The organism is Pseudomonas sp. GM21 (assembly GCF_000282215.1).
Lineage (GTDB): Bacteria > Pseudomonadota > Gammaproteobacteria > Pseudomonadales > Pseudomonadaceae > Aquipseudomonas.
The window spans coordinates 18,264-31,502 of record NZ_AKJS01000144.1 but is presented as its reverse complement, the minus strand read 5'-3'; the positions used below and the strand labels follow the sequence as shown (position 1 = coordinate 31,502).

The following is a 13,239-nucleotide window of genomic DNA, read 5'->3' as shown; positions in this document are numbered from 1 at the left end:
AATCAGATGGCTATGACAGTCCATTGCGATATCGTCAGCGCGGAAGGAGAAATCTTTTCCGGTCTGGTCGAGATGGTGATTGCGCACGGTGCACTCGGTGATCTTGGTATCGCACTGGGTCACGCGCCGTTGATCACTAATCTCAAGCCGGGCCCGATCCGCCTGGTCAAGCAGGGCGGGGAAGAGGAGGTGTATTACATCTCCGGCGGTTTCCTCGAGGTTCAGCCGAACATGGTCAAGGTTCTTGCCGACACCGTGCAACGCGCTGGCGACCTGGACGAAGCCTCCGCTCAGGAAGCCGTTAAGGCTGCCGAGAAGGCCTTGCATGAGCGGGGCGCGGAATTCGACTACGGTTCTGCTTCCGCACGTCTGGCCGAGGCTGCAGCTCAGCTGCGCACCGTCCAGCAGATCCGCAAGAAGTTTGGCCACTAATAGGCCATTACTTGTTGCGCGATTGATTAAAAAGGGTAGCCTCGGCTACCCTTTTTTCTATTCCGACTTTCATCACCTGGTCGCAGCCGCTGACCACCCAGGATTGGTAGCCAGTCATGTCTCTAGAAATCGTTATCCTCGCTGCCGGCCAAGGCACCCGCATGCGCTCGGCGTTGCCAAAAGTTCTGCACCCGATCGCCGGCAATTCAATGCTTGGCCATGTTATCCACAGCGCCCGACAACTTGATCCACAGCGCATCCATGTAGTGATTGGCCATGGCGCCGAAGCGGTACGTGAGCGCTTGGCGGCGGACGATCTGAATTTCGTTCTGCAGGACAAACAACTGGGTACCGGTCATGCGGTAGCACAGGCTGTGCCGTTCATTGAGTCCGATACCGTACTGATTCTTTACGGTGACGTGCCACTTATCGAAGTCGATACCCTGCAACGCCTGCTCAAGAAAGTGGCGCCGCAGCAACTGGGCTTGCTCACTGTTGAACTGGACGACCCGACCGGCTATGGCCGAATCGTCCGTGATACCAACGGCAAGGTCACCGCCATCGTTGAGCAAAAAGACGCCAACGAAGACGAGCGTGCGATCACTGAAGGCAACACCGGCATTCTCGCCCTGCCTTTCGCACAACTGGGTGGCTGGATGAGCCGTCTCTCCAACAACAATGCCCAAGGCGAGTACTACCTCACCGACGTGATCGCCATGGCGGTCAGCGATGGGTTGGTGGTGGCCACCGAGCAACCTCACGATGCCATGGAAGTGCAGGGCGCCAATGACCGCAAGCAACTTTCCGAACTCGAGCGTCACTATCAATTGCGCGCCGGCCGCCGTTTGATGGCTCAAGGCGTGACCCTGCGTGACCCGGCTCGTTTCGATGTGCGTGGTGAAGTCACTGTCGGCCGCGATGTGCTGATTGATATCAACGTGATCCTCGAAGGCAAAGTAGTCATCGAAGACGACGTGGTGATCGGCCCGAACTGTGTGATCAAGGACAGTACCTTGCGCAAAGGCGTGGTGATCAAGGCCAACAGCCATATCGAAGGCGCAATTCTGGGCGAGGGCAGCGATGCCGGTCCGTTCGCGCGTCTGCGTCCGGGCACCGTACTTGAGGCTCGCGCGCATGTGGGTAACTTCGTCGAACTGAAGAACGCACATTTGGGTGAAGGCGCGAAGGCCGGTCATCTGGCTTACCTTGGGGACGCCGAGATCGGTGCGCGCACCAACATTGGCGCAGGCACCATCACCTGCAACTACGACGGCGTCAACAAGTGGAAAACCGTGCTGGGTGAAGATGTGTTCATCGGTTCCAACAACTCGTTGGTGGCGCCTGTGGATATCTCTTCCGGTGCAACCACGGCGGCCGGTTCGACCATTACGCAGAATGTGGATAACGCACAGTTAGCGGTGGGCCGGGCACGGCAAAAGAATATCGACGGCTGGAAGCGGCCGGAAAAGGTCAAGAAGAGCTGAGTTATCCACAGCGCTTCAAAATCAAAAAATCGCAGTTTGCGGCAGGTGCTCAAAGCGACCCCACCGCAAGCTGCGATTTTTTAGTTATGCACAGGCCTTTTTATCGCAACGCGCTTGACGAAAATTCGCCAATAGGTTTTGATTGCTTCCGTTATCTTTCGAATCGAAACTTACCCAGCCATGTCGAAGCGCAATACACCCCAACGCCGACACAATATTCTCACCTTGCTCAACGAGCAGGGCGAAGTGAGTGTGGATGAGCTGGCAAAGCGCTTTGAAACTTCGGAAGTTACGATTCGCAAGGATTTGGCGGCGCTGGAAAGTAACGGCCTGCTGCTGCGTCGTTATGGCGGTGCGATCACCATGCCTCAGGAGCTGGTCGCTGACATCGGCCAGCCCGTCTCCAAATACAAACAAGCCATCGCCCGCGCCGCTGTCACACGTATTCGTGAGCATGCGCGAATCATCATCGACAGCGGCAGTACCACGGCTGCGATGATTCCTGAACTCGGTCAACAGCCAGGTTTGGTGGTGATGACCAATTCGCTGCACGTTGCCAATGCGTTGAGCGAGCTCGAACACGAGCCGGTGCTGTTGATGACCGGCGGTACTTGGGACCCGCATTCCGAGTCCTTTCAGGGACAGGTCGCCGAGCAGGTCCTGCGCTCTTACGATTTTGACCAGTTGTTTATCGGTGCCGATGGCATCGATCTGGTCCGCGGTACCACCACTTTCAACGAATTACTGGGATTGAGCCGGGTCATGGCAGAAGTCGCCCGCGAAGTCGTCGTGATGGTGGAGGCCGACAAGATCGGCCGCAAAATCCCCAACCTGGAACTGCCATGGAGCAGCGTCCATACCCTTATTACCGATGATCGCCTATCGCTTTCGGCGCGCGATCAGATTCAGGCTCGCGGAATCAATTTGATTTGCGCGGCTGTCAGTCAGGAGAAATAGCATGTGTGGAATTGTCGGCGCAGTCGCAGAACGTAGCATCACCGCCATCCTGCTCGAAGGCCTCAAACGCCTGGAATACCGTGGCTATGACAGCGCCGGTGTGGCGGTCTTCACCAACGATGAAAAACTCGAACGCATGCGTCGTCCGGGCAAGGTCAGCGAGCTGGAAAACGCGCTTGAAGCCGAGCCACTGGTGGGTCGCCTCGGCATCGCCCATACCCGCTGGGCGACACACGGCGCACCCTGCGAACGTAACGCCCACCCGCATTTCTCCGGCGACCTGGCCGTGGTGCACAACGGCATCATTGAAAACCACGAAGCCTTGCGCGAGCAGTTGAAAGCTTTGGGTTACGTGTTCACCTCGGACACCGACACTGAAGTCATTGCCCACCTGTTGAATCACAAACTCAAGGATTTGCCCGACCTGACCGCTGCCCTCAAGGCTACGGTCAAAGAGCTGCACGGTGCTTATGGCCTGGCGGTCATCAGCGCTCAGCAGCCGGACCGTCTGGTTGCCGCTCGTAGCGGCAGCCCGTTGGTGATTGGCCTGGGCCTGGGTGAAAACTTCCTCGCTTCCGACCAACTGGCCCTGCGCCAGGTTACTGACCGTTTCATGTACCTGGAAGAAGGCGATATCGCTGAGATTCGCCGCGACAGCGTGCATATCTGGGACGTTGACGGCAAAGCCGTCGAGCGCGAAACCGTGCAGTATCGCGACGGTGCCGAAGCGGCGGACAAGGGCGAGTTCCGTCACTTCATGCTCAAGGAAATCCACGAGCAACCGTCTGTTGTTCAACGCACCCTCGAAGGTCGTCTGAGCCCGAACGGCGTGCTGGTTCAAGCGTTCGGTCCACAGGCGGCCGAACTGTTCGCCAAAGTGCGCAACGTGCAGATCGTTGCCTGCGGCACCAGCTATCACGCCGGTATGGTTGCCCGTTACTGGCTGGAAGAACTTGCCGGCATCCCGTGCCAGGTCGAAGTCGCCAGCGAATTCCGCTACCGCAAAGTCGTGGTGCAGCCAGACACCCTGTTCGTGACCATTTCGCAGTCCGGTGAAACCGCCGACACCCTCGCGGCACTGCGCAACGCCAAGGAGCTTTCAAGAGAAGAAGGGGGCTACCTCGCCAGCCTGGCAATCTGCAACGTCGGCATCAGTTCGTTGGTGCGCGAGTCCGACCTGACCCTGCTAACCCAGGCCGGTCGCGAAATCGGCGTGGCCTCGACCAAAGCCTTCACCACTCAACTGGTAGGCTTGCTGTTACTGACCCTGTCCCTGGGTCAGGTTCGCGGGACATTGGCCAAAGGCGTCGAAGCGACTCTGGTTGAAGAGTTGCGTCGTCTGCCAACCCGCTTGGGCGAAGCCCTGGCCATGGACAGCACCGTGGAGAAAATCGCCGAGTTGTTCGCCGAGAAGAACCACACCCTGTTCCTCGGCCGCGGCGCGCAATTCCCGGTAGCGATGGAAGGGGCCCTGAAACTCAAGGAAATCTCCTACATCCACGCTGAAGCCTACCCGGCTGGCGAGCTGAAACACGGCCCGTTGGCGCTTGTGGATAACGACATGCCCGTGGTGACCGTGGCGCCGAACAACGAACTGCTGGAGAAGTTGAAATCCAACCTCCAGGAAGTCCGCGCCCGTGGCGGCCAATTGATCGTCTTTGCAGACGAACAGGCCGGCATGACCAATGGTGAAGGCACGCACGTTGTGCACATGCCGCACATCCACGACATCCTTTCGCCTATCCTCTACACCATCCCGCTGCAGTTGCTGTCGTACTACGTTGCTGTGTTGAAAGGCACGGACGTTGACCAGCCGCGGAACCTGGCGAAGTCGGTAACGGTGGAATAAGTTATCCACAAGTGATCCCGGTTGCTTCCCTGTGTCGGGGAAGCAACCGCAATCGTTTTTGAAATTCACAATCTTGTCGTCAGGTTGGGACACTACTGCGCTGCACCCTGCACTGCGCCCAACAGCATGGGATTCCCCTCTCTTCCAGTAATGCTCCCGACGTTTCCCTCTCATGGCACTTCGCCTACAGAGTGGGTCGTAGCGCCCTAGCCCCAGATGCTGCCTTCAGTTCTTGACGCTTCATTCTCAGCATGATAGCGGGTGCTATACTTCTTTCGAATTGCATGAAGTGTGCAATGTTCCCCACGGGTTCATATACCGACGGCAAATCTCGGTTAAAGGCTGCAGGACAGAGGAGGTCTACAGCAAACGCGAGATGGGAGGTGTGGCATGAATCGGCACTATTACATCAGTGACAATCTCGACGATCTCGAAGCCGTTGAAAATGAATTGGAGGCCAGCGGCATCAATTCCGAACAAATACATGTGCTCAGTGAAAAAATTGCTGATGTTGAACAACATCACCTCCACGAGATTAGCTCGTTAATGGAACAAGATGCTGTCCACTCTGGTGAGATTGGTGCGGCGGTCGGTGTGCCACTCGCAGCGCTGGTCCTGGGTAGCGCTTATTGGTTGGGTTGGACTGAATCCGCCGCAGGCTGGATGCCTTTTATCTTCCTTGCCATTGTTATTTTGGGCTTCTGCATCTGGGAAGGCGGTTTTTTTGGGTTCCAGGTGCCGAACACTCACTTTCGCAATTTCAAGCAGATGATAGAAGATGGAAAACATATCTTCTTCGTGGATGTTGAACCGAATCAGGAATCGGTATTGACCCGGGTCATCGAACATCATCCAACGCTGAAAATCGCCGGCACGGGAGCGGCTGCCCCCCACTGGACAGTCGCCTGGCAGCACAAATGGCATCAATTCAAGCGAGTGATATCGGGTTAGCCCCCGCAAACTCAAGGTCATCGGGAAGCTGGTTATTGGCTGAAGGAAATGACCCGGCTGAGGAAAACATAGTCCGCCTCAGAGGCCATTAGTCCTATGAGCACCAGCAAACATAAAGGTGGCACCAATATGGCGTAGACCATCGCCAGCCGCTCCCAGGCCATATGCATGAAGATGGAGACAATTAAACCTGCCTTCAACAACATGAAAGTAATAATCAGGGACCACCGAAGGTAACCATGGAACTGGAAATAGTCGACCAGGTACGAGAGCGTACTGAGGACGAATAACAGCCCCCAGATTTTAAGGTACAAACTGATTGGATGTTGCTGACCCTGAGCATGTGCCATCACTGGTGCTCCTCTACCATAAATAGAAGAAAGCAAAAATAAACACCCAAACCAAATCCACGAAGTGCCAGTAAAGCCCGGCTATTTCGACGTTCTGATAGTTTCCGGAGCGCTCATAATCTCCCCGCGATACTTTCAGTGCCACAATGCTGAGGTAGAGGGCGCCGATTGACACATGCAGTCCGTGGAAACCGGTAATCATGAAAAAGCTGGCACCAAATTGTGCCGCCCCCATGGGGTTTCCCCAGGGACGCACTCCTTCGGCGATGAGCTTGCTCCATTCAAATGCCTGCATGCCGACGAAGGCCACACCCAAGGCAGCGGTCGCCAGCATCAGGGCAGTGGTTTTCGCGCGATCACGGCGATAGGCGTAGTTAACGGCCATGGCCATGGTGCCACTGCTACTGATCAGTACAAAGGTCATGATGGCGATCAGAATAAGCGGGATTTCTTTACCGCCGATCGTCAATGCGAACACTTCACTGGGGTTCGGCCAAGCCGTGGTGATGGTCATGCGTACCGACATGTAGCCAGTTAAAAAACAGCTGAATATAAAAGTATCGCTGAGCAGGAATATCCACATCATCGCCTTGCCCCAAGGGACCTGCTTGAAGGCCTCCCTATCCGAGGACCAGTCGCTGGCGATGCCCTGCCATCCCGGTGCAGGCGGTAGATTGGATGAACTGGTTTCGCTTGGGGCAAGTGGTTGCGATGCCATGGCTTTTCACCTCAGGCCGCAGAATCTGGCGATTGCTTCATAGGTTTGCGGCGTGCTGGCCAGCAGCGCGAATAGCACGAACCAAAGGCCCAGCAAGTAATGCCAATAGATGGCACAGAACTCTACGCTGGCGCTGATTTGTGCCAGTGGTACATGACGCAGAAATTTAGCGACGATCCAGCCCCAGGCGATCAGCCCCCCCAGCAGGTGGAGCCCATGCAGGCCGGTCAACAGATAGAAGAAACTGTTGGCCGGATTGCTGGCGACAAAGTAGCCCCAGGCGACAAACTGCTGCCAGACCCAGAGTTGCCCCATCAGAAAGGCAATGGCAAACACGCCCCCCAATGCAAAACCAATGGCCGTTGCGCCCAGTCGCGCTTGTCGGGCGGCCATTCGCGACCATTGCAGTGCGATGCAGCCGAATACCAGAAAAGCCGAATTCAGCCATAACTGCCAGAGATTGGCTAACGGCGCCAAGGGCTCTGTCAGGGGCAGCCAGTCGGCCATTTGTGAGCGGGCAATAAAGGCGATCAGGAAGAGAAAGAATAGCGAACTCACGACAACCAGAAACAAGCGCAGGCCCACTCTTGCGGTCTGGTTTCTTTCGGCACCCTCGCCGGCCTGAATACCCTCCGGATCGCGACTCCAGCTACCGCCGGGGTCCGCGCCGTCGGCGTTTCTCAATAGCAACCTGCTCATGTTTTAACGTCCGCTATCTTTCCGGCACTCAGTTGGCGCATATGCTCCAGTTCTTCGGCGGAGACCGTTTGCGGAACGAAATCCTGTTCTATTCCCGGTACGCTGTAGTCATAGGCCCAGCGATGCACGACCGGCAGCTTGGCTCCCCAGTTACCGTGTATCGGCGGAGTGTTCGGCGTTTGCCATTCCAGACTGGCCGCCCCCCAAGGATTACTGCCTGCGGGCTTGCCCTTGAATGCACTCCAGGCCAGGTTGAACAGGAACAGCAGCTGGGAAACGCCAACGGTCAATGCGATCACCGTAATGACGGCATTCAAATCTTGCGCTGACTGCGGGATGAACGCGTAGTTTTCATAGGCGTAGTAACGGCGTGGCATGCCCTGGAATCCCAGGTAGTGCATGGGGAAGAAGATGGCGTAGGTGCCCAGAAAGGTAATCCAGAAATGCAGCTTGCCCAGGGTGTCGTTCAACATGCGCCCGGTTATTTTCGGGTACCAATGATAAATGCCGCCGAACACCACCAGTACCGGTGCAACACCCATGACCATATGAAAATGGGCTACGACGAAATAGGTGTCCGACAGCGGAATATCCACGATCACATTGCCCAGAAACAACCCGGTCAGGCCGCCGACCAGGAAGGTGACGATAAAGGCCAGGGCAAACAGCATCGGCACGGTCAGGTGGATGTCGCCGCGCCAAAGAGTCAGCACCCAGTTGTAGACTTTCAGTGCGGTCGGCACCGCGATGATCAGGGTGGTGACGGCGAAGAAAAAGCCAAAGTAGGGGTTCATTCCGCTGACATACATATGGTGCGCCCAGACCACAAAGCTGAGTACGCCAATCGCGATAATGGCCCACACCATCATTCGGTAGCCGAAGATATTTTTACGCGCATGCGTGCTGATCAAGTCGGAGACCAGACCAAACGCCGGGAGGGCAACAATGTAGACCTCCGGGTGGCCGAAGAACCAGAACAGGTGCTGGAATAATATCGGGCTGCCACCCTGGTGATCGACCTGCTGCCCCAGCGAGATCATCGCCGGCATGAAGAAGCTGGTGCCCAACAGCTTGTCGAACAGCATCATGACCGCACTGACAAATAACGCCGGGAACGCCAACAAGGCCATAATCGAGGCCATGAAAATCCCCCATACGGAGAGCGGCATGCGAAACAATGTCATGCCGTGCGTACGCGCCTGCAACACCGTGGTGACGTAGTTCAACCCGCCCATGGTGGCAGCGACAATAAAAATCGCCAGTGAGACGAGCATCATGACGATGCCCCACTCGACCCCTGGTGTCCCCTGAGAAATGGACTGTGGCGGATAGAGCGTCCAGCCCGAACCGGTGGGGCCGCCCGGGACAAAGAAACTGGAGAGTAATACCACTACCGCTAGCAGGTAGAACCAGTAACTCAGCATGTTGACATAGGGGAAGACCATGTCGCGGGCGCCCACCATCAGCGGGATCAGATAGTTGCCGAAGCCACCCAGAAACAAGGCTGTCAGCAAGTAAATGACCATGATCATGCCGTGCATGGTCATTGCCTGATAGTAAGCACTGGCGTCCATGAACTCCAAAGTGCCGGGGAAGCCTATCTGTATGCGCATCAAGCCGGACAACACCACGGCGATAACGCCCACGAATATAGCCGTCACGGAATATTGGATGGCTATGACCTTGTGGTCCTGACTCCAGATATATTTGGTCAGGAAACTTTTGGGCTCGTGCAGTGCTTCTGTCTCGGCTTGCTCCGCATAGGCCATCACGTCATCCTCCTATCGAAGTTTCGGTGCATTCCTGGCTGCTTTACGGCTACTTCCCTGGCTCCGCCTTGCTCGCATCGGCGTCGGCATTCGTTATGGATTTGATAAAAGCGATCAGTGCGTTCAACTCCTGATCACTCGGAGCAAGTGGCGGCATGACGGCTGCATAGCCTTTGACGACTTTGGCGCCGGGATTAAGAACCGACTCCTTTATATAACCGTCATCGACCTTGATACTCGTACCGTCGGCCAGGGTTTCTGTCTTGCCATACAGGCCCTGCCAGCCGGGGCCGATACCCTTGCTGCCATCGACACTGTGACAGGCCAGACAACCGAGCGACCCGGCCAGGCGCTGACCCTGCGTCGCCAGGTCGTCACCGGTGTCCGACGCGTCGCTGGGAGAGGGTTCATTGTCTTGCTGCGCTGCACCCAGCGATTTGATCAGGGCGACGAGAGCACCCAGTTCTTCGTCATTGAGAGTATAGGCCACCATGACCGGCGGGTAGCCCTGTACCAGTCGGGCCTTTGGATCGAGAATCGACTCTTTCAGATAGGCCTCATCGACCTGCACGCTGGTGCCATCGACAAGCTGTTCAGTGCGGCCGTACAAACCCTTCCATCCCGGGCCGAGACTGGAACTGCCATCCTGGCTATGGCAGGCACCGCAGCCGTATTTTTCGACCAACTGACGACCTTTTTCCAGCACGCTGTCCCGACTGGGTTTGGCGGCATTCGTTAATGTCTGAGCAAAAGTCGGCTGGCTGTTCAGCCATTGATCAAAGGCGCCCAGCTCTTCCACGATCATCTGGCCGCGCATGTTGTAATGACCTACACCACAAAATTCAGCGCAAAGGATTTCGTATTTCCCGACTTTAGTTGGCGTAAACCAAAAGTACGACACCATCCCCGGCACCATGTCCATCTTGCTGCGAATTTGCGGTACATAGAAATTGTGTAACACATCTTTAGAGCGCAGTAATACTTTGACTGGCTTATCGAGCGGCAGGCGAACTTCATTGTTTCTTACAAGCACATCGTCTTGCCCAACAGGATCCTTGGGGTCAAGGCCGAAAGGATTGGTTGAATCAACAAACTTGATATCCGATTTTCCCAGTTTCCCGTCCTGGCCGGGAAAACGAAAGGCCCACTGCCACTGTTGGGCGACCACTTCAAGTTCATAGGCATTTTTCGGCACCCGGATGAAGTCACTGTAAACAACCAGCCCCGGCGCCAACATCGCGGCAATACCGACCGAGGTCACGATAATCAACCATGTTTCCAGCTTCTTGTTTTCTGGCTGGTAGGCCGCCCTGGAACCCTCCTTGTGACGATATCGCATCACGGCAACCGCCATGAATACCGTGATGGCGATGAAAAATATTCCGCTAATGATCAGGGTGATGAACAGGGTGGTGTCTATTGACCCCCAGTTGGACGCTGCCGGGGTCGCGTGCCAAGGCGCAAGTATATGAAACAGCACTGATGCAATAACGATTAGAATCAAGATAATTGCTATTGCCATTTCTCTTCATCCTATTCCTGTTGTTCACTGGTGATGCAAACGCATCGCCACTGACGTCCAAGCAGGGCAGACAAGTACCATCCATTGCGACGGTAAAATCAGCAAGAAGTATAGTGCATGGACGGAACCAGCGCTTTTTCCGGGAAAACGGATGATCAATATTCCAATTGGAACATTAAGTTAATTGTTTAAAGCGATTCGCTACATATATCGATAGATATTCAGCCTCGCCTCATGAGACTACATGACATTTGCCGACACGGTTACAGCAGCGCGGTCCGATCGCCGGCTATACTCAATTCCGATGACGGATGGCAGAACCGGCCAAAAACGGCTGTCATTGAGAAGAGAACAGAGATACAGAGTCCAACAGTCCACAACGGAGGTTTCGTCATGAGTGCCCTGACGATCGAGGGGTGGTGCAAACCCAGCAGAGACAAAAAATCCACCCCCGTGGGTGAAATCCATTTTTACGTCGATGTCCCTCTCCGTCAGCGCCTGGAGCAAGCTGAAGAACACCTGCAAAAGTCGCACGATCGTGAAGTCATGGTCGATGTCGACATGGCTACATTGGATCTGAAAATACCCGAAGGATATGGCCCCTTGTCCGACTGTCAAATGCGCGTCTACTTGCACCATGAGCGCGGTCAGTACCATTTGGTCGGGCATAGAGCGAGCGATGGAAGCTTGATTTATACCAACGCGGTTTTGATTGATCAGCAGCTTTAGAAGCCACTACGTGATACTAAAAATCGCAGCCTACAACTGCGATTTTTTTTATCTGAGTAAAGGACATGCCCCATGGACCGATTTCAGGAAATGCAGGTCTTCGCTGCCGTTGCGCAGGAACAGGGGTTCTCGGCGGCAGCGAGGCGTTTGGGCCTGTCGGCGGCCAGTGTCACCCGTGCGGTGGCAGCGCTGGAGGAGCGCATTGGCACGCTATTGCTGACGCGCACCACCCGCAGCGTGCATTTGAGTGAGGCGGGGCAGCGATATCTGGAAGATTGTCGGAGGATTCTTGCCGAAGTGCAGGAAGCGGAGGATTCGGCGGCGGGCAGTCATGCCCAGCCTCGTGGGCAACTGACGATCACCGCGCCGGTTTTGTTCGGTGAGATGTTTGTCACGCCGTTGATGGTCGGTTATCTCACGCAATTCCCTGAAGTCAGCATCAATGCCTTATTGATCGACCGTGTTGTAAGCATGGTCGAAGAGGGCATTGATGTGGCGGTGCGTATCGCTGAGCTGCCTGACAGCAATCAACATGCGATTCACGTGGGCGAGGTGCGGTGGGTGATCTGCGCTTCCCCGGCGTTTTTGGCGGCCCGTGGCAGGCCACGGCACCCCAATGAGCTCAGCGGTGCGCCGGTCGTTGCAACATCGGCCATTGGGCAGCACAGAACCTGGTCATTCCTTGACGCGCATGAGCTGCTGAATGTTCGCCCGGAACCGCGTCTGGTGGTCACCGCCAATCAGGGGGCCATCACGGCGGCATGCCTGGGTTTGGGATTCACCCGGGTCCTGTCTTATCAAGTGGCCAGTAAGGTGGCCGCCGGTGAGCTGGAGATCGTGCTGGCCGACTTCGAGTTGCCTCCGTTGCCCATTCATGTGATCTACCAGGGGGGCCGCAAGGCGCCCACGCGAGTCCGCAGTTTTGTCGACTTCACAGTGAAGGCATTAAGAGAGCATCCAGCCCTGCGCGGTTGATGGGTTATTTCGCTGGGTGAAATAATGGATTGCGTTTGCTGGGTATTCTGATGTTTTGGATGCGGGTGGAAGATAGCGTCCCTCGGTGCTGATCTTTCCTGAATGGCGCCACACCCAGCGGAGTCGACCATGCAAGCGATCAAACTCTACAACTTCCCTCGTTCCGGCCATGCTCACCGTGTGGAACTGATGTTGTCGTTGCTGCAACTGCCGACCGAGCTGATCCTGGTCGATTTGGCCAAGGGCGAGCACAAGCAACCGGGCTTTCTGGCGCTCAATGCGTTTGGTCAGGTTCCGGTGCTTGATGATCAAGGCGTGGTGTTGGCCGACTCCAACGCGATCCTGGTTTATCTGGCGCAGAAATATGGAAACGGTCGCTGGCTACCAACCGATCCGGTTGCAGCTGCAAAGGTTCAGCGGTGGTTGTCCGTTGCCGCCGGACCGATTGCCTTCGGCCCGGCCAGGGCGCGGCTGATCACGGTGTTTGGCGCGCCTTATAACGCGCAAGAGGTCATCGCTTATTCCCATACCGTGCTCAAAGTGATCGATCAGGAATTGGCCACAACGCCGTACCTGGCGGGCGCCGAGCCCACCATCGCCGATGTGGCCGCCTACAGCTACATCGCCCATGCGCCGGAAGGCAATGTCTCGTTGGACGACTACGCCAACATCCGCACCTGGCTGGCGCGTATTGAAGCCTTGCCTGGTTTCGTCGGCATGCCGCGCACCGTGGCCGGTTTGCAAAAAACAGCCTGATACTTTGGCCCGACCTGCTCGGGCTGTTCACTGTGCGCGATGGGCGCA

At 56.0% G+C, this 13,239-nt stretch carries 13 protein-coding genes; 8 read left to right on the top strand and 5 right to left on the bottom strand.

Features of this window, described 5'->3' with window-relative positions; all coding sequences use genetic code 11:
• The first annotated feature begins 6 nt into the window (after positions 1-6).
• From PMI22_RS05835 to PMI22_RS05855, 5 genes are all read left to right on the top strand, one after another.
• Positions 7-432, top strand: coding sequence for a F0F1 ATP synthase subunit epsilon (locus tag PMI22_RS05835; protein ID WP_007948085.1), 426 nt, complete (start codon positions 7-9; stop codon positions 430-432).
• Between the two features lie 116 nt (positions 433-548).
• The gene (gene glmU / locus PMI22_RS05840) at positions 549-1,916 is read left to right on the top strand and encodes a bifunctional UDP-N-acetylglucosamine diphosphorylase/glucosamine-1-phosphate N-acetyltransferase GlmU (protein ID WP_007948084.1); all 1,368 of its coding nucleotides are present in this window, start codon (positions 549-551) and stop codon (positions 1,914-1,916) included.
• Positions 1,917-2,096: 180 nt separating this feature from the next.
• Positions 2,097-2,873 (top strand): DeoR/GlpR family DNA-binding transcription regulator, encoded by a 777-nt coding sequence (locus tag PMI22_RS05845; RefSeq protein ID WP_007948083.1) that lies wholly within the window; start codon positions 2,097-2,099, stop codon positions 2,871-2,873.
• A 1-nt stretch (position 2,874) separates the two neighbouring features.
• The gene (glmS, locus tag PMI22_RS05850; RefSeq protein WP_007948082.1) at positions 2,875-4,722 is read left to right on the top strand and encodes a glutamine--fructose-6-phosphate transaminase (isomerizing); all 1,848 of its coding nucleotides are present in this window, start codon (positions 2,875-2,877) and stop codon (positions 4,720-4,722) included.
• A 390-nt stretch (positions 4,723-5,112) separates the two neighbouring features.
• Positions 5,113-5,673, top strand: coding sequence for a hypothetical protein (locus PMI22_RS05855; protein WP_007948081.1), 561 nt, complete (start codon positions 5,113-5,115; stop codon positions 5,671-5,673).
• A gap of 32 nt (positions 5,674-5,705) precedes the next feature.
• On the opposite strand, the gene PMI22_RS05860 is transcribed toward PMI22_RS05855, so the two are convergent.
• The 5 genes from PMI22_RS05860 to PMI22_RS05880 are packed head-to-tail and all read right to left on the bottom strand — an operon-like array spanning position 5,706 to position 10,731.
• Positions 5,706-6,023 (bottom strand): cytochrome C oxidase subunit IV family protein, encoded by a 318-nt coding sequence (locus PMI22_RS05860; RefSeq protein ID WP_007948079.1) that lies wholly within the window; start codon positions 6,021-6,023, stop codon positions 5,706-5,708.
• 13 nt (positions 6,024-6,036) lie between these two features.
• Positions 6,037-6,741 (bottom strand): heme-copper oxidase subunit III family protein, encoded by a 705-nt coding sequence (locus PMI22_RS05865; RefSeq protein WP_007948078.1) that lies wholly within the window; start codon positions 6,739-6,741, stop codon positions 6,037-6,039.
• A 6-nt stretch (positions 6,742-6,747) separates the two neighbouring features.
• Positions 6,748-7,440, bottom strand: coding sequence for a cytochrome c oxidase subunit 3 (locus PMI22_RS05870; protein WP_007948077.1), 693 nt, complete (start codon positions 7,438-7,440; stop codon positions 6,748-6,750).
• Positions 7,437-9,209, bottom strand: a complete 1,773-nt coding sequence (gene ctaD, locus PMI22_RS05875) for a cytochrome c oxidase subunit I (protein WP_007948076.1) — start codon at positions 9,207-9,209, stop codon at positions 7,437-7,439. The genes PMI22_RS05870 and ctaD overlap by 4 nt, the downstream gene beginning before the upstream one ends.
• Before the next feature lie 49 nt (positions 9,210-9,258).
• Positions 9,259-10,731 (bottom strand): cytochrome c oxidase subunit II, encoded by a 1,473-nt coding sequence (locus PMI22_RS05880; RefSeq protein WP_007948075.1) that lies wholly within the window; start codon positions 10,729-10,731, stop codon positions 9,259-9,261.
• 393 nt (positions 10,732-11,124) lie between these two features.
• Between PMI22_RS05880 and PMI22_RS05885 the strand changes: the two genes are divergently transcribed.
• From PMI22_RS05885 to PMI22_RS05895, 3 genes are all read left to right on the top strand, one after another.
• Positions 11,125-11,460: a hypothetical protein gene (locus tag PMI22_RS05885; RefSeq protein ID WP_007948074.1), complete on the top strand. Its 336-nt coding sequence runs from the start codon at positions 11,125-11,127 to the stop codon at positions 11,458-11,460.
• A 72-nt stretch (positions 11,461-11,532) separates the two neighbouring features.
• Complete coding sequence (locus tag PMI22_RS05890) at positions 11,533-12,435, top strand: LysR family transcriptional regulator (protein ID WP_007948073.1); 903 nt, start codon at positions 11,533-11,535, stop codon at positions 12,433-12,435.
• 129 nt (positions 12,436-12,564) lie between these two features.
• Positions 12,565-13,191: a glutathione S-transferase family protein gene (locus PMI22_RS05895; RefSeq protein WP_007948072.1), complete on the top strand. Its 627-nt coding sequence runs from the start codon at positions 12,565-12,567 to the stop codon at positions 13,189-13,191.
• Positions 13,192-13,239: the final 48 nt, after the last annotated feature.